Source organism: Corallococcus sp. Z5C101001, assembly GCF_007352635.1.
Classification (GTDB): Bacteria; Myxococcota; Myxococcia; order Myxococcales; family Myxococcaceae; genus Corallococcus; species Corallococcus silvisoli.
Map to the genome: position 1 here is coordinate 213,649 of NZ_VKLU01000011.1, position 24,349 is coordinate 237,997.

22 protein-coding genes are annotated in these 24,349 nt (G+C 71.2%); 13 read left to right on the forward strand and 9 right to left on the reverse strand.

The genetic code is table 11. From position 1 onward, the window contains the following. Nucleotides 1-44: 44 nt before the first annotated feature. From FOF48_RS24930 to FOF48_RS24940, 3 genes are all read right to left on the reverse strand, one after another. Nucleotides 45-761, reverse strand: a complete 717-nt coding sequence (locus tag FOF48_RS24930) for a hypothetical protein (RefSeq protein WP_143905292.1) — start codon at nt 759-761, stop codon at nt 45-47. Next, a complete protein-coding gene (locus FOF48_RS24935; protein ID WP_143905293.1) occupies nt 755-1,618 on the reverse strand; it encodes a hypothetical protein in 864 nt (287 codons plus the stop codon). Before FOF48_RS24935 ends, FOF48_RS24930 begins: the two co-directional genes overlap by 7 nt. A 219-nt stretch (nt 1,619-1,837) precedes the next feature. Next, nucleotides 1,838-3,184, reverse strand: a complete 1,347-nt coding sequence (locus FOF48_RS24940; RefSeq protein ID WP_186002058.1) for an alpha/beta fold hydrolase — start codon at nt 3,182-3,184, stop codon at nt 1,838-1,840. Between the two features lie 194 nt (nt 3,185-3,378). On the opposite strand from FOF48_RS24940, the gene FOF48_RS24945 reads away from it, so the two are divergent. Then, complete coding sequence (locus tag FOF48_RS24945; RefSeq protein ID WP_143905297.1) at nt 3,379-5,052, forward strand: histidine kinase; 1,674 nt, start codon at nt 3,379-3,381, stop codon at nt 5,050-5,052. After that, nucleotides 5,049-5,741, forward strand: coding sequence for a LytTR family DNA-binding domain-containing protein (locus FOF48_RS24950; protein ID WP_143905299.1), 693 nt, complete (start codon nt 5,049-5,051; stop codon nt 5,739-5,741). Before FOF48_RS24945 ends, FOF48_RS24950 begins: the two co-directional genes overlap by 4 nt. Before the next feature lie 45 nt (nt 5,742-5,786). Here FOF48_RS24950 and FOF48_RS24955 read toward each other — a convergent pair whose 3' ends face one another. Then, a complete protein-coding gene (locus tag FOF48_RS24955) occupies nt 5,787-6,527 on the reverse strand; it encodes an SDR family oxidoreductase (RefSeq protein ID WP_143905301.1) in 741 nt (246 codons plus the stop codon). Nucleotides 6,528-6,686: 159 nt separating this feature from the next. Here FOF48_RS24955 and FOF48_RS24960 point away from each other — a divergent pair, with 159 nt between their 5' ends. After that, nucleotides 6,687-7,628, forward strand: coding sequence for an AraC family transcriptional regulator (locus FOF48_RS24960; protein WP_143905303.1), 942 nt, complete (start codon nt 6,687-6,689; stop codon nt 7,626-7,628). Between the two features lie 116 nt (nt 7,629-7,744). After that, nucleotides 7,745-8,500 (forward strand): hypothetical protein, encoded by a 756-nt coding sequence (locus FOF48_RS24965; RefSeq protein WP_143905305.1) that lies wholly within the window; start codon nt 7,745-7,747, stop codon nt 8,498-8,500. 4 nt (nt 8,501-8,504) lie between these two features. On the opposite strand, the gene FOF48_RS24970 is transcribed toward FOF48_RS24965, so the two are convergent. After that, nucleotides 8,505-9,083 carry a hypothetical protein gene (locus FOF48_RS24970; RefSeq protein WP_143905307.1) on the reverse strand — a complete coding sequence of 193 codons (579 nt, stop codon included), beginning with the start codon at nt 9,081-9,083 and terminating at the stop codon, nt 8,505-8,507. 51 nt (nt 9,084-9,134) lie between these two features. Further along, the gene (locus FOF48_RS24975; RefSeq protein ID WP_143905309.1) at nt 9,135-9,668 is read right to left on the reverse strand and encodes a hypothetical protein; all 534 of its coding nucleotides are present in this window, start codon (nt 9,666-9,668) and stop codon (nt 9,135-9,137) included. A 254-nt stretch (nt 9,669-9,922) separates the two neighbouring features. On the opposite strand from FOF48_RS24975, the gene FOF48_RS24980 reads away from it, so the two are divergent. Further along, a complete protein-coding gene (locus tag FOF48_RS24980; RefSeq protein ID WP_143905311.1) occupies nt 9,923-12,676 on the forward strand; it encodes a pitrilysin family protein in 2,754 nt (917 codons plus the stop codon). Nucleotides 12,677-12,749: 73 nt separating this feature from the next. After that, nucleotides 12,750-13,508 carry a DUF1338 domain-containing protein gene (locus tag FOF48_RS24985; protein WP_143905313.1) on the forward strand — a complete coding sequence of 253 codons (759 nt, stop codon included), beginning with the start codon at nt 12,750-12,752 and terminating at the stop codon, nt 13,506-13,508. A gap of 74 nt (nt 13,509-13,582) precedes the next feature. Here FOF48_RS24985 and FOF48_RS24990 read toward each other — a convergent pair whose 3' ends face one another. Continuing rightward, nucleotides 13,583-14,629 (reverse strand): hypothetical protein, encoded by a 1,047-nt coding sequence (locus FOF48_RS24990; RefSeq protein WP_143905315.1) that lies wholly within the window; start codon nt 14,627-14,629, stop codon nt 13,583-13,585. Between the two features lie 143 nt (nt 14,630-14,772). On the opposite strand from FOF48_RS24990, the gene FOF48_RS24995 reads away from it, so the two are divergent. The 4 genes from FOF48_RS24995 to FOF48_RS25010 all read left to right on the forward strand — a co-directional run bounded on the left by FOF48_RS24995 (nt 14,773) and on the right by FOF48_RS25010 (nt 19,639). Then, complete coding sequence (locus tag FOF48_RS24995) at nt 14,773-15,408, forward strand: RNA polymerase sigma factor (RefSeq protein ID WP_161666017.1); 636 nt, start codon at nt 14,773-14,775, stop codon at nt 15,406-15,408. Further along, nucleotides 15,405-16,001 carry a hypothetical protein gene (locus FOF48_RS25000; RefSeq protein ID WP_143905319.1) on the forward strand — a complete coding sequence of 199 codons (597 nt, stop codon included), beginning with the start codon at nt 15,405-15,407 and terminating at the stop codon, nt 15,999-16,001. Before FOF48_RS24995 ends, FOF48_RS25000 begins: the two co-directional genes overlap by 4 nt. A 1,078-nt stretch (nt 16,002-17,079) precedes the next feature. After that, the gene (locus tag FOF48_RS25005) at nt 17,080-18,852 is read left to right on the forward strand and encodes a tetratricopeptide repeat protein (RefSeq protein ID WP_186002059.1); all 1,773 of its coding nucleotides are present in this window, start codon (nt 17,080-17,082) and stop codon (nt 18,850-18,852) included. Nucleotides 18,853-19,066: 214 nt separating this feature from the next. Then, nucleotides 19,067-19,639 carry a hypothetical protein gene (locus FOF48_RS25010; RefSeq protein ID WP_143905323.1) on the forward strand — a complete coding sequence of 191 codons (573 nt, stop codon included), beginning with the start codon at nt 19,067-19,069 and terminating at the stop codon, nt 19,637-19,639. A 51-nt stretch (nt 19,640-19,690) separates the two neighbouring features. Here FOF48_RS25010 and FOF48_RS25015 read toward each other — a convergent pair whose 3' ends face one another. Beyond that, nucleotides 19,691-20,281 (reverse strand): DUF938 domain-containing protein, encoded by a 591-nt coding sequence (locus FOF48_RS25015; protein WP_143905325.1) that lies wholly within the window; start codon nt 20,279-20,281, stop codon nt 19,691-19,693. Nucleotides 20,282-20,987: 706 nt separating this feature from the next. Between FOF48_RS25015 and FOF48_RS37250 the strand changes: the two genes are divergently transcribed. The 3 genes from FOF48_RS37250 to FOF48_RS25030 all read left to right on the forward strand — a co-directional run bounded on the left by FOF48_RS37250 (nt 20,988) and on the right by FOF48_RS25030 (nt 22,993). Further along, a complete protein-coding gene (locus tag FOF48_RS37250) occupies nt 20,988-21,203 on the forward strand; it encodes a hypothetical protein (RefSeq protein ID WP_235685845.1) in 216 nt (71 codons plus the stop codon). A 16-nt stretch (nt 21,204-21,219) separates the two neighbouring features. Continuing rightward, nucleotides 21,220-21,642, forward strand: a complete 423-nt coding sequence (locus tag FOF48_RS25025; protein ID WP_143905329.1) for a hypothetical protein — start codon at nt 21,220-21,222, stop codon at nt 21,640-21,642. 70 nt (nt 21,643-21,712) lie between these two features. Then, nucleotides 21,713-22,993: an amidohydrolase family protein gene (locus FOF48_RS25030; RefSeq protein ID WP_143905331.1), complete on the forward strand. Its 1,281-nt coding sequence runs from the start codon at nt 21,713-21,715 to the stop codon at nt 22,991-22,993. Nucleotides 22,994-23,016: 23 nt separating this feature from the next. On the opposite strand, the gene FOF48_RS25035 is transcribed toward FOF48_RS25030, so the two are convergent. Beyond that, a complete protein-coding gene (locus FOF48_RS25035; RefSeq protein WP_143905333.1) occupies nt 23,017-24,348 on the reverse strand; it encodes a pitrilysin family protein in 1,332 nt (443 codons plus the stop codon). Between the last annotated feature and the right edge of the window lies 1 nt (nt 24,349).

Below are 24,349 nucleotides of genomic sequence, written 5' to 3' on the forward strand. Positions count from 1 at the left end.
GCCACGGTCCCGGGCAGGTGTCCCGGGACCGCGGCGGAGGTGCATCAGGGGGCCAGCACGTCGAACCAGCAGGCGGAGGCCCCTAGCGCGACGGTGGAGGACGTCCACAGGTCGATGCCGTAGGTGCCTGAGGTCGGCGCCATGAAGGTCCGCACCCAGCGTGGGCCCACGCGCGCGAGGTCCCCCGGGTACCGTCCGCCCTGCGCGTCCATGAAGGCCGCGTTCAGCTGAATCTGCGACGGGTGCTCCTTCCATTCACACGCGAACTGGTAGCGCTGCCCGGCTGTGGCTTCGAAGGAGAGGACATCATGGTCCGAGGTATCTCCGATGAAGACAGACACCGCCTGTGACAGGCCCGTCAGCGGTGTCGCCGTGGCCAGCGTGTCCCCGTGGTCGTCCGGGCCCAGGTCCTCGAACTGGAGGGTGTAGTGGCCTACCACCCAGCGCGCGGGCACGGCCGGATCCAGGTCCACGTGCACGAAGTGCGTGGCCTGGGACGCCCTGAAGGCCGTCGTGCTCATGTCACCGCCCTGGAGATAGCTGAAGTCACTCCCCGGCGCGGCGTTCCGGAGCCGGCAGCGCTTGTCCCCGTCGATGGTGCACGACACCCGGTAGAAGTGACCGGCCACGACGCCCAGGGAGAAGATGTCCTTGTCCGTGGGGACCTCCATCCTCGCGTCCACGGACGTCGTGCCGGGCGGAAGCACCGTGGCGGTCTCCACGGAGTCCCCGTGGTCCTCCGCGCCCAGGTCCTTCAACACGACCGTGTAGGGCTGAGGGGGGAATCGAGCGGGTTGCTCCGGATGGAGGCGTACATCACGCCACCGGGTGACTTGAAGGCCGTGGCGCCCTGGGTCTCCCTGAAGCCGAGGCCGTCCACGGAGGCATGGAGCTCCTGAAGGGAGTCGATGAAAGCCAGCTCCCAGGACTGCGAGGGAAAGACACCGTCGAGGAGATAGACATGCCCCTGGACGGTCTCGACCGAGAACAGGTCCCGTTCGCCAGCGTGTTCTCCGGTCCCCGTCAGGGGCTGCTCCGAGGGCGTCCAGGACTGCGCGGTGCTGATCAGGTCGCCGTAGTCGTCCAGGCCCATGTCCACGAACCGGAAGCGGAAGGGCAGCTGGGTCGGCACGGTGACTTGAGAGACCGCCACGGTGTGGACCGCGCCCGCCTTGAGCCCCGACCAATGCCAAGACCGCGCAAAGGGGTCGATGCCAGAGAAGCGCTGATCGACGTGGTCCATGGCTTTTCCCTGGGCGTCCCGCAGGTCCAGGACGTAGCCCTCCATGCCGGCCTCGACGATGAAGTCGTAATGGTGCCCGGCCTGGGCGACGAAGGCGAACCGGAGCGGGGCCTCCGGACCTCCTCTGGGAACGGAGTGGACCTCCGTCGCGGACGGCGTCAGCAGGGTGTGGCCCTCCGGAATGACGGGCGGCGGCTCTTCCGTCGACCCGGCGTCGGTCCCTGCGTCCGGCTCGGGGCCGGTGCCGGCGTCGGTCCCCGCGTCGACGGTCATGCCCGCGTCAGGCGTCGGGTCGTCCTTGGAATCACAAGCGCTCAGCGCGAACAGACAGGCGCCGAGCACGAAGGCGGACAGCGGGCGTTTCAACATCGACATGGAATGGGCTGCCCCTCGAAGGACTCCCGCCCTGTTCGACAGGCGGGAGGTCCCTCCACGCTCTTCGACTTATCGCTCAGGAAGAAACGGCCCCTGCATCCAACCACGCGAGAAACGCATCGCCGCATCATTGTTGCAGCATGACGGGTACCGGGAGCCAGAGCGCGACCGCGAGGTCTCAGCCTGTCTCCCGACCGTGTCCGGAGCGAACAGTCGACCTCAGCGCTTCGCCTCGATCCGCAGGCGCTCGTCGCGAAGCGTCTCGCCCTTCATGAAGGCCTTCATCCGCTCGAGGATGCGGGGGTCCGACTGGAAGAGGCCGTCATGTCCCGCCCCCTCGAGCACCAGGTGCACGGCCTGGGAGAGTCCGGGGCGCAGTGACTCCGCGTTGTCCGGGCTCGTGCGTCCATCCAAGGTGCCGCTGATGAGGAGCACCGGCACCGCGGCCTTCAGCGGCCCGCGGAAGGACTCGCCGAGGTCGCTCACACCGGCCACATCCCCCGCCCGCAGGGGGCCTGGGTTGACGCTGCCGCCGAGCAGCGCCCTCGACGCCTCCCTCTTGATGAGGGCGTAACGCGCCGGGCTCACGCCAGAAGCCGCATCCATGGCGAGCGGCATCGGTCGCAGCACCCCATCACGCAGCATGCCGGCGAAGGGCACCATCGGCGTGTAGTCTCCGGCCTCCAGCGCCGGGAGCAGGGCGAGGAAGCGCCGGAAGATGGCGGGGTCTCTCAGGGACTCGAAGGTGGCGCACTGAAGGTCGAAGGGGCTGACCTTCCAGGTGTGGCGCTCCCCGTTTTCCGGATCCGTGAACTCAACGACGCGAGGCTCGCGACGCAGCGACTTCAACAGCTTCGCCAGCCGCGCTTTCAGGCCCGGTCCGCGCTCACCCTCGGCGCGCAGCACGGCCGCCCAGCGGTCGAGCAGCGCCTCCGCGTGCGCGGGCCGCTTCCAGGTGTCGTCCGGTCCCTCGACGCCCGCGAGGATGATGCGGTCCACCTGCTGTGGGTGGCGCCGCAGGTAGGCGAGGCCCAGGTGGGTGCCGTAGCTGATACCCCAGAGGTTGAGCTTCGGTGCGCCCAGCGCCTTGCGCAGCACCTCCAGGTCTTCGGCGCTCTCCATCGTGGTGTACGCGCCCAGGTCCACGCCCGCCGCCGTCCAGGTCCGGCTCGCCTCGGCGGCGGCCTTCTTCACCGTGGCGCTGAGCAACGCCTCGTCCATGGGCTGCTCGAGCGGGACAGCCCAGCGCTGCACCAGCTCGGGATGAGCATTCGACTCGCCGGTGCCGCGCTGGTCCAGCGCGATGACATCGGCCACCTCGCGCAGGGCGAGGAACAGCTCGAAGCGGCCATGGCGCGCGGTATCGATGCCGGAGCCGCCCGGGCCCCCGGACAGGTACACGATGGGTGCCGCGGGCGACGGGTTCGTACTCTTGAAACGCACGAAGCGCAGGGTCAGGCCCGGGCCCTCGGGCCGAGCGTGACGCAGGGGCACGGTGAGGGTGCCCTGCTCGGCGTGAACGGCGCGGCCGTCGCGGGCCTGGAAGGTGTGAGGCTGCAGTTCCAAACCCTGAGCCTGGGCAAGAGACAGCGGAAGACCGAGGGCAAGCAGGAGCACGACGCGCATGGAGTTCCTTCGAGAAGGGATTCAACGAGGAGGATGCGGTGGCCAGCACGGCGCGTGGGGTTCCGGTCGCCCAACGTCTCGCGGCGTCGCCGGAGTGCGCGTGGGGCGGCGCCGGGCTGCGTATGCTGAGGCCCATGATGTCCTCCGCCCTCTTCGCGGGATGCTTCGCGCTCTCGCTCGCCGCCTCGGCCGCGCTGCCCTCGGCGCGGCAGGGACAGGTGCAGGTGAACACGGAGGATCTCCCCCCGGAGGTCGCGCTCTCCGGAGACGCACGGGGCTGGCGCACGGTGGCGGCCAACCAGGTGAACGAAGGGACGGGCCCTTATTGGCTGCGCACCCAGGTGGACGTGCCTCCGCGTGAAGCCGGAGCCCCGACGCCTGCCCTCGCCTTGTCGGTGCTCGGGTCATGGGAGGTCTGGTGGGACGGCAGGCCCCTGGGCCGCAACGGACGGGTGGGGCGGACGCCCTCGGAGGAGGTACCAGGACGCGTCGATGCCCTGCTCCCGCTCCCGCCCGAGTCCAGCGCGACCGGCCCTCACGTGTTGACGATGCGCATCTCCGCGCACCGGCTCGGCTTCCAGCCCACGGGCACCCTCCACCACCTGCAGGCGGGCGAGGCCGCGTCCCTCGCTCGGGTGCGGATGCTCGGCCTGGCGCCAGCCCTTTCCGCGCTGGGCGCACTGGTGCTGATGGGGCTCTACCACCTCGCGCGCGTGCGGCCCGCTCACGGCGGGCTCGCCACGCTCCTGCTCGGCGTGCTGTGCCTCGCCGCCGCGGCGCTCGTCCTGCTGGAGGCGTGGCGCGGGCTCGCCAACTATCCCTATCCACAACACGCGGTGCGGCTGCGACTGCAGGCGGCGGCCATGCTGGCGGTGGCGGCGCTGCTGCCAGCGACCGTGCACGCGGCCTTCGGCGAGCCACGCCGCTGGCTGCGGTGGGTGGGACTCGGACTGGGGCTGCTCTCGCTCGCCTTCGTTCCGGGCTTCGATGGCAAGAACAGCATCGCGCTCGGGGCGTCGCTCGTCGTCTCCACGGCGCTCGCCGTGCGCGCGTGGCGTCGAGGGGAACCGGGGGGGGCCCTGGGCGCGCTGGCGGGGCTCGGCTTCGCCGGGACGCTCTTCGCCGAGCGCGGCTTCTTCCTCGCCCTCGGAGGGCTCTTGCTCTGTCTCACGGCGATCCATGCCCGGCGGCAGCGCCGTCAGCAGGAGCGGTTTGAGAGTGCGACGCGCGCCGCGGAGCGCCTGCAACTGGAGCTGCTCAAGCGCAGCCTGCAGCCGCACTTCCTGATGAACACACTGGGCGCGCTGAGTGAGTGGGTGGAGACGGAGCCCGCGCAGGCCGTGCGCTTCATCGAGGCCCTGGGCGCGGCGTACCGGCACCTGCTCGCCGTCTCCGGTGAGCGCACCATTCCGCTCGCTCGCGAGTTGGAGCTGTGCCGCGCCCACCTGGAGGTCATGGGCTGCCGACAGGGCACGGCCTTCCACCTGGAGACCGAGGGCGTGGACCTGGAGGCCCCCGTCCCCCCTGCCCTGCTGCACACGCTGCTGGAGAACGCCTTCAGCCACAACCGCTACGTCTCGCCCCACACCTTCCGGCTCGAAGGCAGCCTGATCGCCGAGGGCGCGCGGCCACGTCGGCGCTATGTCTTCCTCGCGCCGGTGGGCACGGGCCCGCGCCAGGGTGGCGGTGAAGGCACCGGCGCGCGCTACCTGCGTGCGCGCCTGGAGGAGGCCTTCCCCGGTGCGTGGCGGCTCGAGGATGGACCGACGGCCGCGGGGTGGATGACGCGGGTGGAGGTGCCGGCGTGAGGCTGCTCATCGTGGAAGACGAGCCGCTGGCGGCGCGCCGTCTCGCCCGGCTGTGCGAGCAACAACTGGGACCGGACACCCCGCGCCCGCGCGTCTGCGCGAGTCTGGACGAGGCTCGCGAGCTGCTGGCGGAGCACACCGTGGACGTGCTGCTGCTGGACCTGAACCTCTCGGGCGAGGACGGCTTCGCGCTGCTCGCTGAGGCGGCCGCGGGCGCATTCCAGACGGTGGTGGTCTCCGCGAACACCGACCAGGCGCTGCGCGCCTTCGAACTGGGGGTGCTGGACTTCGTCCCCAAGCCCTACACGCCGGAGCGGCTCGCCCTCGCGCTCACCCGCGTGGGAAGCCGCTCGGCCATTGCCTTGCGCTCCCTCGCGGTGAGGAAGGGCGGAGGCGTGGTCCTCGTGCCCCTGGACTCCGTCGCGTACATCCAGGGCGCTGGCGACTACGCCGAGCTGGTCCTGCGCGGAGGTGGCACCGAGCTGAGCGAGAAGAGCCTGGAGCGGCTCGAGCAGCTGCTGCCCACCGACTTCCTCCGCATCCATCGCTCGTATCTCGTCCGCGTGACGGATATCCGCGAGCTCGTCGCCTCGGAGGGCTCGCGCACCGGGGTGGAGCTGAGGGACGGCACCCGGCTGCCGGTGGGCCGCAGCCGGCTGGGAGCGCTGCGCAAGCGACTGGAGGCGTAGGCCACGGTCATTCCGTGTCGGGCGCGCTGTTGAAAGGCGTGGCGCTCAGTACGGACTGGAGGTGGGGCGGATGATGATTTCACTCACATCCACGTCCGCGGGTTGGCTGATGGCGTACGCGATGGACCGCGCGATGGCCTCCGCCGGAATCGCCCCCTTCCTGAAGTCACGCATCACCTCGCGCGCCTCCGAGTCGCTGATGCTCTCCGCCAGCTCCGACACGGTGACCCCCGGTGAAATCACCGTGACCCGGATGTCCGCGCCCACCTCCTGGCGCAGTCCTTCGGAGAGGGCCAGCACCGCGAACTTCGTGGCGCAGTAGACGGCCGCCGTCGGGCTCACCGCGTGCCCGCCAATGGACGACAGGTTGATGAACTGCCCCGAATTCTGGCGCTTCATCACCGGCAGCCCCGCCGCGATGCCATGCAGCACGCCCCGGATGTTCACGTCGATCATCCGGTTCCACTCGTCCACCTTCAGCTGGTCCAGCCGTGACAGCGGCATCACGCCCGCGTTGTTGATGAGCACGTCCAGCCGCCCGTACTGCTTCAGCGTGAAGTCCACGAAGGCCTCCATGTCCTCGCGCTTCGTCACGTCCAGCGCGCGGAAGCACGCCTGTGCGCCCTTCGCCTTCAGCTCCCCGGCCAGCGCCTCCAGCCGGTCGGTCCGGCGCGCGCCCAGCACCACCTTCGCGCCCTGCTGGGCGAGCAGGCGGGCCGTCGCCTCGCCAATGCCGCTGCTCGCTCCGGTGATGGCCACCACCTTGCCCTGGATATTCGTCGTCATGGGTCGGTCCTCTCTCTGGAAGGGCCTGGTGCGAAGACCGCGCCAGGCATGGACCCACCCTCTCAAGCCGCGCCACGGAGGCGGTATCCGGATGCTCGCGGACCCTTGCCCATTCCTCCACGAGCACCCCAGGCCCGCTGGGATTAAGACAGGGAGCGCATGCCGACCGCCCACCCAGACTCCGGCCCGGGACCCCACCTGTCGTCGCTGGTGGCGCTGATGGAGCGCCACGTCCCCACGGACGGGCTCCACACCACCGCCATTCCCCGCGTCGTGCTCATCCGCGCGTCGACGCCGACCCTGCCGCTGCACACGTTGCACGAACCCGCGCTGTGCATCGTGGCGCAGGGCCGCAAGCAGGTGCTCCTGGGTGAAGAGCTGTATGTCTATGGACCGGACCAGTGCCTGGTCGCGTCCGTGGACCTGCCCGTCACGGGACAGGTGGTGGAGGCCACCCCCTCCGCGCCCTACCTCTGCTTCCGGCTGGACCTGGAGCCCGGGCAGTTGGGCAGCCTGATGATGGAGGCGGAGCTGGACGCGCCCGGCGCCGAGGACGGGGTCCGCGGACTGGCCCTGGGTCCGGTGGGCGCGCCCCTGCTGGACGCGACGGTGCGGCTCCTGCGGCTGCTGGACACGCCGCGCGACATCCCCGTGCTGGCGCCGCTCGTCATCCGCGAGATCCTCTACCGCCTGCTGGCAGGGGAGAACTCCGAACGGCTGAGGCGCATCGCCGTCGCCGACAGCCGCCGGGACTCCGTCACCCGGGCCATCCACTGGCTCAAGGAGCACTACGCCGCGCCCCTGCGCATCGAGCGGCTGGCGCGCGCCGTCCACATGAGCCCATCCGCGCTCCACCACCACTTCAAGTCCGTCACGGCGATGAGCCCGCTGCAGTACCAGAAGCAGCTGAGGCTCCAGGAGGCCCGCCGGCTGATGCTGGCGCAGGCCATGGACGCGGCGATGGCCGGCCACTCCGTCGGCTATGAGAGCCCCTCCCAGTTCAGCCGCGAGTACCGCCGGATGTTCGGAGCCCCACCCTCGCGCGACATCGCGCGGCTGCGGGGAGAAGCGTTGGGCACAGCGCCCATGCTCCTGCGCTAGGTCCACGGCCCCCCGGGGCCATGGCGCGCGCCTCGCGCCATCTCCAGCTTGTCGCCTCCTTCCGCGCCCTGGAATCCGCCATCGCGCTGGAAGGCATGCCCCACGGGGAGGCCACGATGTCTTCTGCTGAAGACGTGAACTGGGGACTGCGACACACCGCGGAGCTGCTCACCGCCGAGGAGTTGGAGCGACTGGCCCGAGAGGACCCGCCCCGCCACCCCGCCCTGCCCGCTCCCGGCAGCGTCGTGGGGTTCCTGCGGACACACCTGGTCCGCATCGCCGGCGGCCCGGACAGACCTCCCTCCCGCCGCGGCATCCAGGAAACGGTGAGCAGCGCGCTCCAGACACTGAAGGGCCCCTCGCCCCAGCTCTTCCTCGTCCAGCTGCGGGAGCGGCTCGCCTTCGAGCAGACCCGCGCGCGGCTCCACGCGTGCCTCCTCGAGAAGACCCGTGCCGAGGGCGGCTACCCCGGAGGCCCCACCCCGGCGCGGCTCGTGGAGCTTCACCTCCAGGAGATGGAGCACCTGAACCTCGTCCGCGAGTGCATCCACCGGCTCGGTGGGAGCGCCCCCGCGCTGACGACCTCCGAGGATGACACGGGCCCGCGGCTCCAAGGGCTGCTCCAGGTCGCGGAGCAACCGGGCGCCACGCTGCAGGACGCGCTGCGCGCCGTCCTGGTGTCGGAGATCATCAACCACACAGGCTGGGCACTGCTCGTGGAGCTGACGCAGGAGCTGGGACCCGCCGACATGGTGGACGCCTTCCGCGAAGTCCTCCGGGCGGAGACGCTGCACCTGGGCGAGGTGACGGAGTGGGTCGCGAACCTGCCGGACGAGGCCCGCGCCCAGGAGGCGCTGGCGTCCAACGGCTGAGCGCTCAGCGCCGGGCGGGCCGCCTCCGCGCGACCCGCTCGCGGACCGCGTCGATGAAGGGCGCCTTGTCCGCGCTCCCCTTCACGCCCTCGAAGTCCATCTCCAGGTTCTCGGCGATGGCCCGCAGGTACTCCAGACAGGGCTCGTCGTCGGGAGCCTTGCCTTCGACGAACAGTGGGTGGCAGGTGGGGCAGTAGTTGACCACCCAGACGCGCTCGTCCGGCGGAATCTCCAGGGAGACGGCGCTGCCGTCGCCCATGTCCTCGTCGAAGGACTCGATGCGCCAGATGCCGGTGGCGTCGTCATCGTCCATCAGCAGTTGCCGGTAGTTGAGGCTGGGGACGAACTCCCACTCTCCCCAATCATAGCCAAAGGGCCGCGTCTCCGTGCGCCGGGCGCGCCCCCGAGCGTCCTCGAAGGCATCCGCGTCCTCCGGAGCCTCGCCGCTGGCGAAGAAGAACAGGTCCAGGATGGCCTGGTCTTCGCCAATGCCTTCCTGCTCGCACTCCTCGCCGTCCTTCTCACCACACGCGTACGAGCCGGGAGGACCGCAGACACTGCATCGATAGTCGTGGACGCCCATGGCCAGATGCTAGCAGCCCTCGCATCCCTGTCTCGCCGTGTCACTCCCGTGTCACTCCGAGGTCGACACCGGCCACACCTCGAAGGTGCACGTCAGCTCGCCGCCGTCCGCGTAACGGTAGTGGAAGCGGCCCTCCGCGGACGACTCCGTCACCTCTTCCAGGAGCACCGAGCCCTCCACCGGCACCCCGGGCGAGGAGAGATAGCCGGCCGCCCCGCCGATGTTCCCCACCCACCGCAGCACCAGCGACGACTCCTCGGGCACGAGCTGCCCCTGCCGGGAGGAGAGCTTCACGGTCCGGTCCTCCCGTACCCGAGCCCCCTCCACCAGATGGATGTCCACGCCAAAGCCCTCCAGGGCCGGCGTGTCCTCCGGCGTGTAGTGCAGCGCGATGAACGTGTCCGGCGGCCCGCCCTGATCGAACCCAAGGTGCACCACCGAAGAGCGCTCCTCGATGGGCCATTTCACGCGCCGTCCCAGGTGGGTGCCCGTGCATTCCCCCCAGGCCGTGGGGATGTAGTCGCAGGAGGAGACACAGAGAGCGAAGGCCAGCAGCAGCAGGGTGCGCGGCGTCGGGCGGGACATGCTCCCCATCCTAGCCGGAGGCGCGGACCTCGCGAGGGCCGCCCTCCTCCGAGCCCTGGGGGAGAGGTGACGACGGACGAGCCGCGGTGCTATGTACCCGGGCGCTGTCTGTCGTTGCGGGTCCCGCCTGCCCCGTCAGACGTTGTCTCCCCTCCGTCGCGGCCTTCTTCATCCATTCATTCATTTCCCGCCCGGGGGGAGGCGTGGGGCACGGGCCCCGCGTGGGCTGCCTCCGGGTTCGTACCTGGAGTCGTATGTCTTTCCTGTTGGGTTCCATCCGCTGGCCACGTCTGGCCCTCGGTGCCGTGACCGCGCTGTCCCTCACCCTGGGTGGGTGCACCACCCTGCCGGCGCGCGGGCAGGTCGTCATGCGCGACGTGTCCTTCCCCCTGCGCGACTTCCGGATGCCCTCCGGACTGCGGGTGGTGGTGGAGCGCGACGCGCGCTCCCCGGTGGTGGCGGTCGTCGCGGTGGTGGGCGCGGGCGGCTCCAGCGACCCCAGCGGCAAGGAGGGGCTGGCGCACCTGGTGGAGCACCTGGCCTTCCGCGCGCGTCCCGCCAACGGCGCGTCGGTGATGACGCGGCTGGAGGCCTCCGGCGCGGGGCACTTCAACGCCTCCACCAGCCTGGACTTCACGGCCTACGAGACGCTGGCCCCCCGCGAGGCGCTGGCCACGCTGGTGAAGCTGGAGGGTGAGCGGCTGTCCTCGCCCATCGCCAACATCTCCCCGGAGGTGTTCGCGGTGGAGCGCGAGGTGGTGCGCAACGAGCTGCGCCAGCGCAACGAGACGGGCTACGTGGGACAGGTGTTCAGCTGGGTGCACGCGGCGTCCTTCCCCGCCGGGGACCCGTACTCCCGGCCCGTGGTGGGCTCGCACGAGTCGCTGACCGCGCTCACGCTGGGGGATGCGCAGCGCTTCGCGCGCGCGCACTACCGCCCGGAGAACGTCACCCTGGTCATCTCCGGGGACGTGGACCTGGAGGCGGTGGCGAACGTGCTCCAGCAGAACCTGCCGCCCGCGTGGGCGGGCACCGGCGCCCCGCTCGCCCCGGACCGGCGCATGGCCGCGCAGCCCTCGGAGCCCCCCGCCGCCCCGGCGACGAAGACGCTGCCGGTGTTCACCGCGGCGGTGCCGTCGCCGGAGCTGTACCTGTCGTGGGTGCTGCCGCGCGCCTTCGACGAAGCGAGCGCCGTGCACGACTTCGTGGAGGCGAGCCTGGATGACAACCTCTGGGCGTCGATGCGCAACGACGGTGACATCGCGGGCATCTCCACGGGTCTGGTGCCCGGCACGCGCGCGTCGCTGCTCATCGTGCGGGTGCAGCTGTCGCGCGGGGACCACCCGGAGCGCACGGCGGAGAAGGTGTTGGACCAGGTGCACAAGGCCTGGAGCCAGGACATCGAAGCCGGCGGCGTGCTGGGCCAGGAGTTCAGCTTCCAGGCCCTGCGCAGGCAGGTGGTGACGGGCATGGTGCTGGAGTCCGAGCGGCTCCTGGCGCGCACGAAGAGCCGCGCGCTGCTCACCCACTTCACCACGGACGTGCGCTCGTACACGCGCTCGCAGATGGCGCTGGTGGGCCTGGGCGGCAGCAAGGTGACGGACTTCGCCTACCAGTGGCTCCAGCGCAACCGGGCGCACGCCATCCTCGTGCGGCCCGGGGAGAGCGGCATCCCGGGGATGAGCGTCAACGTGGCGACGGTCGCCCTGGGGGGGCCTGGGGTGGAGGGCGGTCAGCGCATCACCCCGTCGATGCTCACGGCCACCACCGGCCCGCTGCAGGTGCTGAAGCTGGACAACGGCTTGGAGGTGCTGCTCGCGCCCCGCCCGGGACTCCCGGTGGTGCGGATGGCCGCGGCGATGGCCGGTGGGACGGCGCATGGGGCGAAGCCGGGCGTGGGAGAGCTGGCGAGGAAGGGGGCCTTCCGTGAGTCGTTCTTCGAGGGCAACCCGAGCGACTGGGGTCTGCACAGGCGCTCCAGCACCTCGCTGGACCACGTGCGCGTGGACCTGGCGGGCACGGCGGGCAACGTGGGCAACATGCTGGCGATGCTCTCCGAGGACCTGGCCACCACCCGCACGTCGGAGGCCCAGGTGCGCTTCCTGCGCGAGCAGGTCCTGCCCTGGTACGCGGCGGTGGACACGCGCCCGGAGGTGGTGGCGCAGCGCGAGCTGATGCACGCGCTCTATGGCACCCACCCCTACGCCAGCGATGCCACGAGCGCCCAGCTGGCGCAGGTGTCGTGGTCCGAGGCGCAGGCGTGGCTGGAGGACGTCTACCGCCCCGGCAACACGGTGGTGGTGGTGGCGGGTGAGTTCGACGTGAAGGAGGTCGAGGCCCTGGCGCGCAAGTACCTGGGCGGCTGGAGCCGGGGCAAGCCGCAGCCCGTGGCGGTGCCGCCCGCGCCGGCCCTGCCCCCCGCGTCGCCGCGCGTGAGCACGCTCTTCACCGCGCGCCCGGGGGCCACCCAGGGCCAGGTGCGGATGGCCTGCCGGCTGCCCACGGCCACGCCGGAGCTGGAGGCGCGCTACGCGCTGATGGCGGAGCTGCTGGAGGTGAAGGCCTACCAGCAGACGCGCTCCGGGACGGGGGCCTCCTACGGCTTCGGGGCCACGCCCTGGATTGGCCGGGGTGGAGCGGCGCATCTGGAGATGGATGGCAACCTGGACGCGCAGCGGCTCCAGGAGGGCGTGGGGGCGCTGCGCGCGACGCTGGCGGCGCTCGCGAAGCAGGTCCCCGCGGAGAACCTGGAGCAGGCCCGGGGGCGCATCCTCGCGCAGCAGGCCGTGTCGTTCATTGGCACGGATGCGTGGGTGGGGGCGCTGCTGCAGGCGCGCGTTCGGGGCTTCCCGGTGGAAGCGGTGGCCCAGCGCCCCGCGCACCTCCAGGCGGTGACGGCGGAGGCGCTGCAGCAGGAGTTCGCGGGGTGCCTCCAGCGCCTCGTGGTGAGCGTCACCGGCGACGAGGCCCCCAGCCGCGCCGCGCTCCAGGCGGTGTCGGTGCCGTAGCCGAAAGCCGCTCCCGGCCGGGCCGAGGTGGATGTCCCTGCCGGCCGGGGGCGAGCGACGTACACTGGCGCGCATGACGACCTCCGCTTCCGACGCCTCGCGGCTCCTGGACCTGCTGTGGGAGCGCTACGCCTCCGAAGTCCCCTTCGCGCGCACCTTCGTGACCTTGTCGGGGGGACACTTCCGCAATGACCACGTCGCGTTCCGCACGCTGGCGCGGCCCGGGGGAGGCATCGCGCTGTTCTCGCGCGTGTTCGAGCGGTTCGGATGGCGTCCGGCCGGCTCCTACACGTTCCCGGACGCGCACCTGTCCGCCATCTACCTGGCCCACCCGGACGGGCTGCCGCGCGTCTTCCTCTCCGAATTGAAGTCGGAGGAGCTGTCGCCGCGCGCCCGCGAGCTGCTCGCCGCGCTTCCGGCGGATCCGCCGCCGCCAGATGACGTGGAGGCGCTCGCGGCCTGGTTCGCGGCGCCCATGCCTCCGGACGAGTCCACGCTGCTGGAGCTGGAGCGTGAGACGCAGTACGGCGCGTGGCTGCTGGCGTTCGGCCGCAAGGTGAATCACTTCACCGGCGCGGTGGACGACGTGGAGGCGTGGCAGCGGCGGATGCGTGAAGCGGGCGTGCCCATGAAGACAGACATTGAAGGCGCGCCCGGCACGTCCCTTCGACAGACGGCCACGCACGCGGCCCCCCTTCCCCTGGTGCTCCGGGGGGGTGGCACGCGCACGTGGCCGTATGCGTACTTCGAGATCGCCCAGCGCTCGGGAGGATTCGACGGGTTCCTGGGGCCGCAGGCCCGTGCGCTGTTCGACATGACGAAGCGGAGCTGAGGCTCGCGGCCCGGGGGAGGGGTTCTCGGGGGAGGGGTCATGCCCCCGGACCGCGACGCCTCGTGAAGCTGAAGCTAGTGACGGCCGCCGCCACGCTCGCAGCGGTTGGGCAGGCTCACCGCCGCGCCGTCGAGCGTGCCATCGCCGCACTCCGGACCGAAGGTGAGCACGTGGCTCTCCCCGTCCGCGGTGGCGCGCGTGAGCGAGCCCCCCGTGGGCCAGGGGCACACGTCGCGCGGAGGCCGGACGATGCCCGCCAGCGTGACGGTGCCCTGCGAACCGTCGAGCGCCGTCTCCGTATAGGAGCCGTCGATGGTGCGCACTGGCGGCGTGTCCGTGGAGAACGCGACGGACAGCGAGCCCTCCAACCGCACTGACTTCACCACCGCGCCGGAGGCATCCGTGCGCGTGCGCGTCACGTCCGCCTGCGTGCTCTTGTTGCGGGGCGGGGCCCCGTCCACCAGCTCGGAGGTGGACGACGTGGTGCCCTTCACGGTGGAGACTTCGCCGTCGGAGTTGGTGCTGGAGACCTCGAAGATGACGGTCTGGTTCTGCGTCACCGCGCCCGTGCAGTCCTCGGACGCTTCGTATGCATTCACGATGTCCACGGTGCCGCTGGAGGGACCGCCCGGGCCCTTTCCACCCGGCCCCCCGGCGGCTCCGCCGTCGAAGGACTGGCCCCGCACCTGCGAACCCGCTCCGTCCTGCGGAGGCGCGCCGCCGCCCGGGGGAGGCTGGCCGCCGCCACCGGGGCCTCCGGGGCCTCCAGGACCACCGGGGCCGCCCCGTCCGCCGCCAGGGCGCGTGGGGGCCGCGCAGTCGGTCCACTCCAGGTGCACGGTGGCAGGCAGGCTCTTGCCACACACCTCCACGGTGGTGATGTCGGGGCTCGCGTCACAGTGAAAGCCTTCCACGGCCTGGGGGCGCATCTTGTCCAGGCCGTGCAGGAGGCTGGACACCTCCACCGCGTCGCTCGAATCCGAGGTGGCTTCCACGGCCTGGGACACATCCGACGTGGCGTCCGTGCTCGCGGTCTGCGAGCTGCCGCAGCCGACCGTCATGGTGCCCACCACCAGCGCGACTGCCCCCAGCCATTGACTGCCCCAGTTCCAGTGCCTCATGTGTGCGTGCTCCCTTTTCATCCGGTGCCCGGCCGCTGTCCGTCTGCCTCCGTGAGACGAAATGAATTTCCGCCGTGTTCCCGGCGGCGAATTTCCCGGCGCTTTTTGAGCGCGCACCCGGGACGGCTAGAGTGCCGCCGACCGTGACCGACGAGCTGCGCGCACTCATCCTCGAAGCCCAGGACGGCAGCGTGCGTGCCTTCGAGCTGCTCGTGGCGTCGCACCTGCCCCGGGTGCGCCGCTTCGCGCGGGCCTTCGCCGCGTCGGACGCGGACGTGGATGACCTGGCGCAGGAGGCGCTGGTGAAGGTCTACAAGAGCCTGCGCTCGTTCCGCTTCCAGTCCGCGTTCCAGACGTGGCTCTATACGGTGGTGCGCAACGCGTTCTACGACGCCACGCGCAGCCGCGCCGGTCGTGAGCGCTCCCGGGAAGAGCCGCTGGAGCAGGAGCACGCGAAGGCACCGTCGGGCGCCGAGTCCGCGGATGAAGGCCTGATGCGCGCCCAGGAGCGGGACCGCCTGTGGCGGGCCCTGCGGGCGCTGCCGGCGGAGTTCCGCACGGCGGTGGTGCTCTTCGACGTGGAAGGCCACAGCTATGAAGAGGTGGCGGACATCGAAGGCGTGCCCGTGGGCACGGTGAAGTCGCGCCTGTCGCGCGGCCGGGCGCATTTGAAGGCCCTGCTGGCGGGGGGCCAGGGCCCTGAATCGTCGGACGATGAAGCGCCGGCGGGAACATCTGGCCAGGACATTTCGTCGCATGTCGCAAGGAGCAGGAAATGAGTGAGCCCGAGGAGAGCGAGGACCGCGCCCTGCGCGAGCGTCTGGCGGCGCTGCGCGACGACGCGCCCGGGCCCGACTTCCAGGCCCTGCTCCACCGGCGGTTGGTGGAGGCCGGTCCGCCCACACCGGCGCCAGGGTGGGATGCGGTGCGGGCCTTCTGGCGGCGCCGGGCCCCCGTGCTCTGGCCGGCGGTGGGGATCGCGGCGGGCGTGGCCACCTTCCTGGTGCTGGGCGCGGTGCGAGGCCCGGCCGTCACCGGGCCGGACGTCCCGGCGGTGGCCGAGTTGGAGCGGCCCGGGACGCAGGTGCCGGTGAGCAAGGTCGCGGTCATCAAGCTGGACTTCACGGCGGACGTCGCCGTGGAGCAGGCGGACTTCCAGGTGAGCCTGCCGGAGGGGCTGTCCTTCTGGGCGGATGGGGAGGAGCTGCCGCTGCGCTCCTTCCAGTGGACACAGGCGCTGAACGCGGGCAGCAACGTGATTCCCGTCGCGGTGCGCGGACAGCGGCCGGGGCGGTATCTGGTGACGGCCCTGGCGCGCGCGGGCGACCAGCGCATCGAGCACGACGTGGTGCTGGAGGTCACGGGCGGATGAGGACCTGGCTCTCGACACCGGCGCTCGCCGCCTTCCTGTGGCTGGGAGGTGGCATCGCGCACGCGCAACAAGCGCCAGCACCCGCGCCGACAGAGGCAGTGAGGCCGCCTGATGCCACGCGGCCTTCTGAAGCCACGCGGCCCGCTGATGCCGCGAGGCCGCCTGAAGCCGCCGTGCCTCCGCCCCCGGCGGGCTCGCAGCCTGCGCACGTGCGCAGTTCGCACACGGTGGACGTCATCGCACCGGGCGAACAGGTGGACACCATCCTGGGGCGCATGAAGGCGGAGCGCCCCGCGCCTCCGCCGCGAGGCGACACGGTCCGTCCACCCCCGGGTCCGGATTCACGAGGCCCCTCGGGCGACCGCGGACAGGAGGGTCGGCCCAATGCGCCACGCCCCCCGGGCGATGACGGCCACGTGCGCTCGCCGTCACCGAGGACCGACGGCGCACGGCCGCCGCCCAACCCGCAACCGCCTCCCAATCAGCAACCGCGTCGCTGAGTCACCCAGAGGGCGCGGACCGGAAGTCCGCGAGACTTCTTGAACAGCGCGGATGGCCGACGGGAATTGGAATGGGCCGGTACAACAACTTCGATGCGCCAATCAGATGCAGCGGCTGCGAGCGCCTGGAGACCGTGTGCTTTCAGGCACGCATCGGCATCTTGGACTTGAGTGACTTCGTCCCAGGTGACGTCGTCTGGGGACGCGCCCACAACATGAGACGCCCTGTGATTGGGCCTGATTCGCAAGCCGTGGGACGCGACGTCTGGGCATACGGGCTGGGGAGCTGTCCAAGCTGCGAGGCGGAGTTGTGGGCGGTGGTCGAGGTGCGAGACGGGCGCTTCGCCCGAGTCGAGCTGACCCCGAAGCCGGAGAATCCCCATGACTGGGGGCAACTGATACCCAGCTAGGCACTGCCCGCACCGGGTTACCAGGGATGGCGTCGAGCCACGGGGTCCAGCAGGCTCCACTGCGCGCCGCGAGCCATGCGCCAGGGGCCGAAGCGCCTCGCGCGGATCTCGCTCCCGCTCCCGGAATGCGCTACGTCGCGGTGTGTGTGGGCGGGCCTCCTGTTCCTGATGGCGCTCGCGGCTGGAGAGCCGTTGGAGGATGCACGCCAGTCCTTCGCCGCGGGCCGCTACGCGGAGGCGGAACAACAGGCACTCCAGGCCGCGGAAGCATCGCCCTCCGGCGCCGCGCTGTACCTCATCGGGCTGTCCCGCTTCCGCACGGGCCGGCCCGAGGAGGCACTGGAGGCCTTGGACGCCGCCGGGCGCGCGCCATATGCCCCCGAACCCGATGCCTGGAACTTCAACCGGGGGGCCTGTCTCTACGCCCTCGGCCACTTCGAGGAAGCGGAGCAGGCCTTCGCCAGCGTTCACCCGGAGGCCCCGCTCGCCCGCGTCGCGTGGATCAACGCGGGCTTCGCGGCCTTCGACGCGGGCGCCCCTGAACGCGCCGCGCGGTGGGCGGAGCGCGCCACGCCCGGGGCCTCCGCGCAGGAGGCCGTGCAGTTGGAGGAACTGCGCGCACTCCTCGTCCCCGTGGGAGCGCTCGGGGATGAGGAGTACCGGCAGGGGCTCGCGGCGTTCGACGCCGGCCGCTTCGACGAGGCCCGTGCGCACTTCCTGCGCGCCGCCGCATTGATGCCCGACGCCGGAAGGGCCCGGCTCATGGCGGGCGCATCGGCATACCGGCTGGGGGCCCTCACGGAGGCCCGCGAGGACCTCGCGTCGTCGCTCGCGCTGACGTTGAGTCCGCTGGACCGGAGCACCGCGCACCAGTACCTCGACCTGCTCTCTCACGGCCTGCGCTCCAGCGGCCCGGGCCTCTGGGTCTCCGCGAGCCTGGGGCCCGGCTTCGACAGCAATGTGCTCCAGGTGGGCGTCGCGGCGCGCGACGTGTCCGGGGCGAGCGCGGACGTCGTGACCGCGAGCGCCTTCGCGGAGGCCAGCGTGGGCATCACCGCGCGCTTCCGGGTGGCGGACAGCGTCCTCGCGGCCCTGTCCTACGGCGGCAGCCAGCGGGCCTACTCCGAATCCTCCGTGCGGGACTACTCGCTCCAGCTCCACCGGGCGACGGCGGCGGTGGAATGGGAGGCCGCGCGCGACGTGCGCGTGGGGCTGCTCGCGGGCGGAGACTTGTTCTTCACGGGCCTGGCGGACTTCCGCGGCCTCCAGGCCTCGGTCGGCGCCAACGCATGGCTGGCGTGGGATGAGAGCGACCGCACCAGCACGCGGTTGGACCTGGGCCTCGTCGGCAAGGACGGACTCGGCGAGGAGTTCGCCTACCTCTCCGGCACGCGCCTGGACGCGACGCTGTCCCAGGAGTGGCGTCTGGGCGGCGCCAACCTCACCGCGTGGTACCGCTACCGGCAGGACCGCATTGGCACGCTGGAGCAGAGCGTCACCAGCGCGGATGAGACCGTCGCATCACAGACGTATGTCATTCCCTTCGCCTTCGCGAGCCACGGCGCAGGCGCCTCCGGCCGGTGGCAACCCCTGCCCTGGCTCACCGCCAGCCTGGAGGCGGAGGTGGAATGGCGCCGCTATCTGGAGGACAGCTCGCTGCGCGTGCGGACGACCGCTGGCGACACCGAGACGTGGAACGCGCGCCGCCGCCACGACACGCGCTTCGTGCTGGCCCCGACGCTGGGCTTCCGGCTGTCGCGACACCTCCGGCTCACCGCGCGCTACGAGCTGCTGGTGAACCGCTCCAACGTCGACATGCGGCTGACGGACGACGACCCCGCCGCGTGCGAGGGCGCGGAGCACCTCTGCCACGCGTATGACTCCACGAATGGCAACTACGAGAAGCACGGGGTGATGCTCCAGCTCGAAGCCGCGTGGTGAGCCGTCAGCCGTCCACGCCTTCCAGGTGAGCAGCACGCCGTTACGGCTCCACGGCGAAAGGTTCGCGGGCCTCCGGGTGTCGGCTTCTCGAAGGAGGCCTCTCCCCGGCGGGTGGGGCCGCCAGGCGCGGCCCTGGCCCCGCGGGTTGCGCGCCCGGTGGCGCCTCGCCACCTTGCCGCACGACCTATCCACGACAGAGGAGGCATGCATGCCCATGTCCAGACTTTCGCTGACCCTGGCCGCGTCCGTCGCGCTGTGCTTCACCGCGGGCTGCTCCAAGAAGGGGATGTACAAATCCGACTCAGGCCAATCGGCCCCCCCATCCGGCCAGTCCACCGCGATGACGTCTCAGGGGAATCCTCGCTGCCCCATGTCAGTGCCGGGGACCCAGGTCAGCACGCAGACGACGTCGGACGGCGTGGCGCTGATCTTCAGCACGACGGATCCCTCCCAGGTGTCGGACCTCCAGTCACGCACCCGGCGGATGCTGGACGCGCAGTCCAAGAGCACGAACGCGGAGACGCCCATGGACCTGGCGAAGGAAGAGGACCTGGGAGACAGCGCGGTGGAGGAACAGGCCGGCCGCGATGAAAGCGGCACGGGCGGCGCTGGCTACAAGGCCAAGGCCGGTGCCCCCACCGTTCCGTCCAAGGCAGAGGCGCAGGACACGCCGGAAGGCATCACCATCATCTACTCCGCCCAGGATCAGATGCAGAAGCGCCAGCTCGTCGACGAGGTCAACGCGACCGCCCACCAGATGAAGAACGGCCACTGCCCGGGCATGTAGCCCCGCGCCCACCGCCGGGACGGCATGAAGGACTCCGTCCCGGTGGGAGTCCTAACGGGTGAACACGACGGTGAGGTTGTTGCTCGGCATCTCCACCACGCGCTCCCGCTGGAGGCCATTGCGCGCGGCCTCGGCGGCCACCGCGCCCAGCTCGCGCACACCCCAGGAGGGGGCGCGGGCCCGGAGCGACTCGTCGAAGGCGATGTTGCTCGGCGCCGTCTGCTGGCCCTCCACGAAATAGGGCCCGTACAGCACCAGCCGTCCGCCCGGGCGCAGCACCCGCGCCGCGCCGCGCATCAGCCCCTGGCAGGCCGTCCACGGCGCGATGTGGATCATGTTCACGCAGAGCATGGCGTCCGCGTGCGCCACGGGCCACGTGTCAGCGCTGGCGTCCAGCACCCGGGCCGGCAGGACATTGGCCAGCCCCTCCCCGGCGCACCACGCATCGATGCTCTCGAGCGCCTCCGGCTCCGCGTCCGTCGGCTGCCAGGTGAGCCCCGGGAAGGCGCGCGCGAAGAAGGCCGCGTGCTGGCCGGTGCCGCTCGCCACCTCCAGCAACGTGCCGGACGCGGGCAGCACTTCCCGGAGGACAGCGAGGAGCGGTTCACGGTTGCGCTCGGTGGCGGGGGCATGGCGCTTCATGCCCCACCGTCTTCCACACCCTCGCCAGCAAGGGAAGGCCGTCCCTCTCCCATGACCACCGCTGAACGCCCCGGCGTCCGCCGCTCCGCTCCCTGGGTTGCGCAGGCGAGGTGAACCGGAACTCGAACGACCGCGACGATGCTCCCAAGGTGTTCCGTGCGCGGACACCGTGATGCGTCTTGGGCTTCAGCGCATTGACCTGCACAGCGGTGCGGGTGCAACCTCTCCACAAGACACAGCGACGCTCTGCCCCCGCGGAGAGCAACCCACGTGATCACGGTGGATGATGCGATTCAACGCGACGCTCCTCTTTGGGTTGCTCCTGGCGTGCGCTGGAGGCGATTGGTACACGAGGCAAGGCGAGAACAGCTTGTTTGGGCGCAGAGGCAACTCGGTCTGGGCGCGTGGGCCATGGCCCGCGATCCAACCCTCGCGCAACCTGGACGACGTCATCGACCAACTGTGCCCCGCACTCATGCTGCTTCCCAGGGCCAACGCTGGCGACTACGGGCAGGAATACTGCGGAGCGCTCTACTCGCTTGGAGATGGCACCTACTACGCGACCTACGGCTCCCCCCTGGGACCCACCGTCCTGGTCGGCCCGAGGAAACGAAAACAATGTCAACCGCCTCGCCATGTGGTGGATGAGCGCGGCCGTCCATCCCCGATCGCCGACTACCACAGCCACCCCTGGACGCCGTCTGAAATGTCCCCCGAGGACACGCAAGCGGACCTCCAACTCTTCATGATCCGCATCCAGCTCGACACGGGCTGCAACATCATGAAGCTGGTGCCGAACATCGACAGTCCCATCCCAGGCGAGGTCTATGTCCGGCGCGACAAGAAGTGGTTCCTCGTTGGCAGCATCCGGAACGAAGACAAGAAGTCCGGGCGAGTCACCGCCGTCAACGACGACTCCTAGCCCCTGGAGCGGAGCTATGTATCGACTGCCCCTGATTCTCTGCCTCCTGCTTCAGGGCTGTGCGCTGTTCCAACGCACCGCACGCCCCGCCCATGCGTCGCCAGAGGAGGCGAGCCAGGTCCAGTTTCCACGGGAACTGCCAGCAGCAGGCCTTCAAGAACTGTCGGGGCCGATGGCCGCGGCCATCGCACTGGCCATGGATGACTTCCGCCCCCTGGGGACCCATCCGCATCGCGACGCGACGCCACTTGAACAATGCCTCTACCGACGCGAGGCCTTCAACGTCGCGGCGGCTCCGGGGCCGAACGGGTGGGTCTTCGTCCGATTCTCGTTCAGCCCCGCCAACTGCGCCGAGCATGAGCGGGAGATCGTCCTCGATATGGGGGCGACCTATGCCGTGGATGTCGCTGGGGCGCGCATCCTCGCCATTCAACCGTGACACCCGCCCCCGGGCCTGTCCCACAAACCCATGGCCCCAGGCAGCGGCCCCGCGCAGACTGCCTTCCGACATGCGCGCTCCGCTCCTCGCCACCGTCCTTTTCGCCGTCCTCGCCTCCATGTCCGCGCGGGCCCAGGCGCCCGTCCGTTCGTATGTGCTGCGCCCTGCGCGGGTCTTCGACGGGACCTCGGCCAAGACGCATACCGGCTGGGCGGTGGTCGTCACCGGCGAGCGCATCGTCGCGGCGGGGCCCGCCCAGGGCTTGAAGACGCCAGAGGGCGCGGAGGTCATCGACCTGCCGGGTACGACGCTGCTTCCCGGCCTCATCGAGGGCCACTCGCACCTCTTCCTGCACCCGTACAACGAGGCCCCCTGGAACGACCAGGTGCTCAAGGAGTCCCTGGCCCTGCGCGTCGCGCGCGCCACCCAACACGCGAAGGCGGCGCTGCTCGCGGGCTTCACCACCACGCGCGACCTGGGCACCGAGGGCGCGGGGGACGCGGACGTGGGCCTCAAGCAGGCCATCGACCAGGGCATCATCCCCGGCCCCCGCATGGTCGTCACCACCCGCGCCCTGGTCGCCACCGGCAGCTACGGCCCCAAGGGCTTCGCCTCGGAGTGGACCGTGCCCCAGGGCGCCGAGGAGGCCGACGGCGTGGACGGCCTCACGCGCGCGGTGCGCGGACAGATGGGGCGCGGCGCGGACTGGATCAAGGTCTACGGTGACTACCGCTGGGGCCCGCACGGCGAGGCGCTCCCCACCTTCTCCCAGGAGGAGATGCGCCTCATCGTGGAGACCGCGCGCAGCGGCGGACGCCCGGTGGCCGTGCACGCCAGCACGCCGGAAAGCATGAAGCGGGCCGTGCTGGCCGGCGCGGAGACCCTCGAACATGGAGACGCCGGCACACCCGAGGTCTGGAAGCTGATGGCCCAGCGGGGCGTGTTCCTGTGCCCCACGCTCGCCGCGGGCGACGCCATGCTCCAGTACCGGGGCTGGAAGCGCGGCGTGGACCCGGAGCCCGAGTCCCTCCAGAAGAAGCGCGCCGGACTCAAGGCCGCGCTGGCGGCTGGCGTGCCCCTGTGCGTGGGCGGGGACTCGGGCGTCTTCCCGCACGGAGAGAACGCACGCGAACTGGAGCTGCTGGTGGCCAGCGGCGTGACGCCCACGCAGGCGCTCCAGGCCGCCACCTCCGGCAACGCCCGCATGCTTCACTGGGAGGACCGCATCGGGCAGGTGAAGGCCGGGATGCTCGCGGACCTCGTCGCCGTGGAAGGCGACCCCACGCAGGACATCTCCGCCATCCGGCAGGTGCGGTGGGTGATGAAGGGCGGCACCCTGTACCCGCGCTGAAAGGAGCCCTGGCCCCTCGGGCTTCAGAGCGGCGTGCTCACGATGCGCACGGAGCGCTCCTCCCGGAAGTGCCGGCGGACAAAGTCCTTGAGCACCCCAGGCGTGAGCCGGGGCGGCGGCTGGAGGAAGCCCAGGTCGGTGCCTCCGTCCTGCCGCGGCTCCGAGGCCTCGGCCGCCAATGCATCCGCCAGCTCCGGCCCCGCGCTCGCCAGCGACGCCAGCCCGCGCCCTCCCCGCGAGGCCAGCAGCTTCTGCTCGGCGTCACCCGGGGGCTGCTTCGCCAGCCCATCGAACGTCTCCTGCATCAGCGAAGGCAGGCGGGAACCGTCGAGGGACCGCGTGTACGCGAACGCCAGGAGCAGGTCGTTGCCGCGCAGGCTCAGGCAGCGCACCACCACGTCGGAGACGATGGGCTCCTTCACGTGCACCGCGAGCATCAACCGCAACTGGAGCAACGCCGCCACCGCCCGGCACGTCCCCCGGGCTTCGCGAGGGAGCGCGTAGCCCAGCGTCACGAACGTGGCGGCGGCCCGCGTCTCCTGCTCCACCGGGAAGAGCGCCGCCTCCAGCGCGGGCGCCACCCGCTCCTCGGGCAACGCCGGAGCCAGGCGGTAGCCCTCGTCGACCAGCCGGCGCGCGTCCTCCACCCCGACCGCCCCCGTGAAGACCAGCGAGATGTTGGAGGTGAGGTACTCCGACGCGTAGAACTTCAGCACGTCCTCGCGCGTGATGCGGCCGCGTGAGTTCTCCGAGCCGATGAGCGCATACGCGGCGGACACGCTGGAGAAGAGCGCCCCTTCAATCTGACTGCCCAGCGCGGAGCCGCGGAAGTGATACGTGCTCTCCGTCCGGATGATGCCCAGCTCGCGCTCCAGCCGCTTGCCGCCCGGGAGCAGGGGACTGGTCACCATGCGCAGGAAGTCCCGGGCCAGCGGCGCGAAGGCCCCCGCCGGCGCGTCCAGCATGTACACGGTGGCCTGCGAGACGGTGTGCGCATTCAGCGTGCCCCCCGCGGCCGCCACGCGCGCTCTCAGCTCTGGACCGGGCAGGTCCTGGCTCCCGTGGAACACCAGGTGCTCGACCAGGTGCGCCAGGCCCTCCTTGCCCGGCGGATCATGCGAGGCCCCGGAGCGGACCACCACGCGCAGCGACGCGGTGTCCGCGCCCGGCCGTGAGGCCATCAGCAGCTCCGTCCCGTCCGCCAGCATCTCGGCCGTGACGTCCGGCGTCCGGGCCGCGTCCGAAGAGGCCAGGGAGGCCACGGCCCGCGGGCGCGGAGCGGCGAGTCCCAGGGAAGGAGCCCCCAGCAGCAGGAGCCCGAGCAGCGCGGGCCTCCAGAAGGATGGGCGACGCATG

Excerpts from the sequence above, each read along its gene's own strand:
- FOF48_RS24935 (WP_143905293.1), bottom strand. The coding sequence starts at position 1,618 with ATGTCGATGTTGAAACGCCCGCTGTCCGCCTTCGTGCTCGGCGCCTGT.
- FOF48_RS24945 (WP_143905297.1), top strand. The coding sequence starts at position 3,379 with ATGATGTCCTCCGCCCTCTTCGCGGGATGCTTCGCGCTCTCGCTCGCC.
- FOF48_RS24955 (WP_143905301.1), bottom strand. The coding sequence starts at position 6,527 with ATGACGACGAATATCCAGGGCAAGGTGGTGGCCATCACCGGAGCGAGC.
- FOF48_RS24960 (WP_143905303.1), top strand. The coding sequence starts at position 6,687 with ATGCCGACCGCCCACCCAGACTCCGGCCCGGGACCCCACCTGTCGTCG.
- FOF48_RS24965 (WP_143905305.1), top strand. The coding sequence starts at position 7,745 with ATGTCTTCTGCTGAAGACGTGAACTGGGGACTGCGACACACCGCGGAG.
- FOF48_RS24970 (WP_143905307.1), bottom strand. The coding sequence starts at position 9,083 with ATGGGCGTCCACGACTATCGATGCAGTGTCTGCGGTCCTCCCGGCTCG.
- FOF48_RS24975 (WP_143905309.1), bottom strand. The coding sequence starts at position 9,668 with ATGTCCCGCCCGACGCCGCGCACCCTGCTGCTGCTGGCCTTCGCTCTC.
- FOF48_RS24980 (WP_143905311.1), top strand. The coding sequence starts at position 9,923 with ATGTCTTTCCTGTTGGGTTCCATCCGCTGGCCACGTCTGGCCCTCGGT.
- FOF48_RS24985 (WP_143905313.1), top strand. The coding sequence starts at position 12,750 with ATGACGACCTCCGCTTCCGACGCCTCGCGGCTCCTGGACCTGCTGTGG.
- FOF48_RS24990 (WP_143905315.1), bottom strand. The coding sequence starts at position 14,629 with ATGAGGCACTGGAACTGGGGCAGTCAATGGCTGGGGGCAGTCGCGCTG.
- FOF48_RS25000 (WP_143905319.1), top strand. The coding sequence starts at position 15,405 with ATGAGTGAGCCCGAGGAGAGCGAGGACCGCGCCCTGCGCGAGCGTCTG.
- FOF48_RS25005 (WP_186002059.1), top strand. The coding sequence starts at position 17,080 with ATGGCGCTCGCGGCTGGAGAGCCGTTGGAGGATGCACGCCAGTCCTTC.
- FOF48_RS25010 (WP_143905323.1), top strand. The coding sequence starts at position 19,067 with ATGTCCAGACTTTCGCTGACCCTGGCCGCGTCCGTCGCGCTGTGCTTC.
- FOF48_RS25015 (WP_143905325.1), bottom strand. The coding sequence starts at position 20,281 with ATGAAGCGCCATGCCCCCGCCACCGAGCGCAACCGTGAACCGCTCCTC.
- FOF48_RS37250 (WP_235685845.1), top strand. The coding sequence starts at position 20,988 with ATGTCCCCCGAGGACACGCAAGCGGACCTCCAACTCTTCATGATCCGC.
- FOF48_RS25025 (WP_143905329.1), top strand. The coding sequence starts at position 21,220 with ATGTATCGACTGCCCCTGATTCTCTGCCTCCTGCTTCAGGGCTGTGCG.
- FOF48_RS25030 (WP_143905331.1), top strand. The coding sequence starts at position 21,713 with ATGCGCGCTCCGCTCCTCGCCACCGTCCTTTTCGCCGTCCTCGCCTCC.
- FOF48_RS25035 (WP_143905333.1), bottom strand. The coding sequence starts at position 24,348 with ATGCGTCGCCCATCCTTCTGGAGGCCCGCGCTGCTCGGGCTCCTGCTG.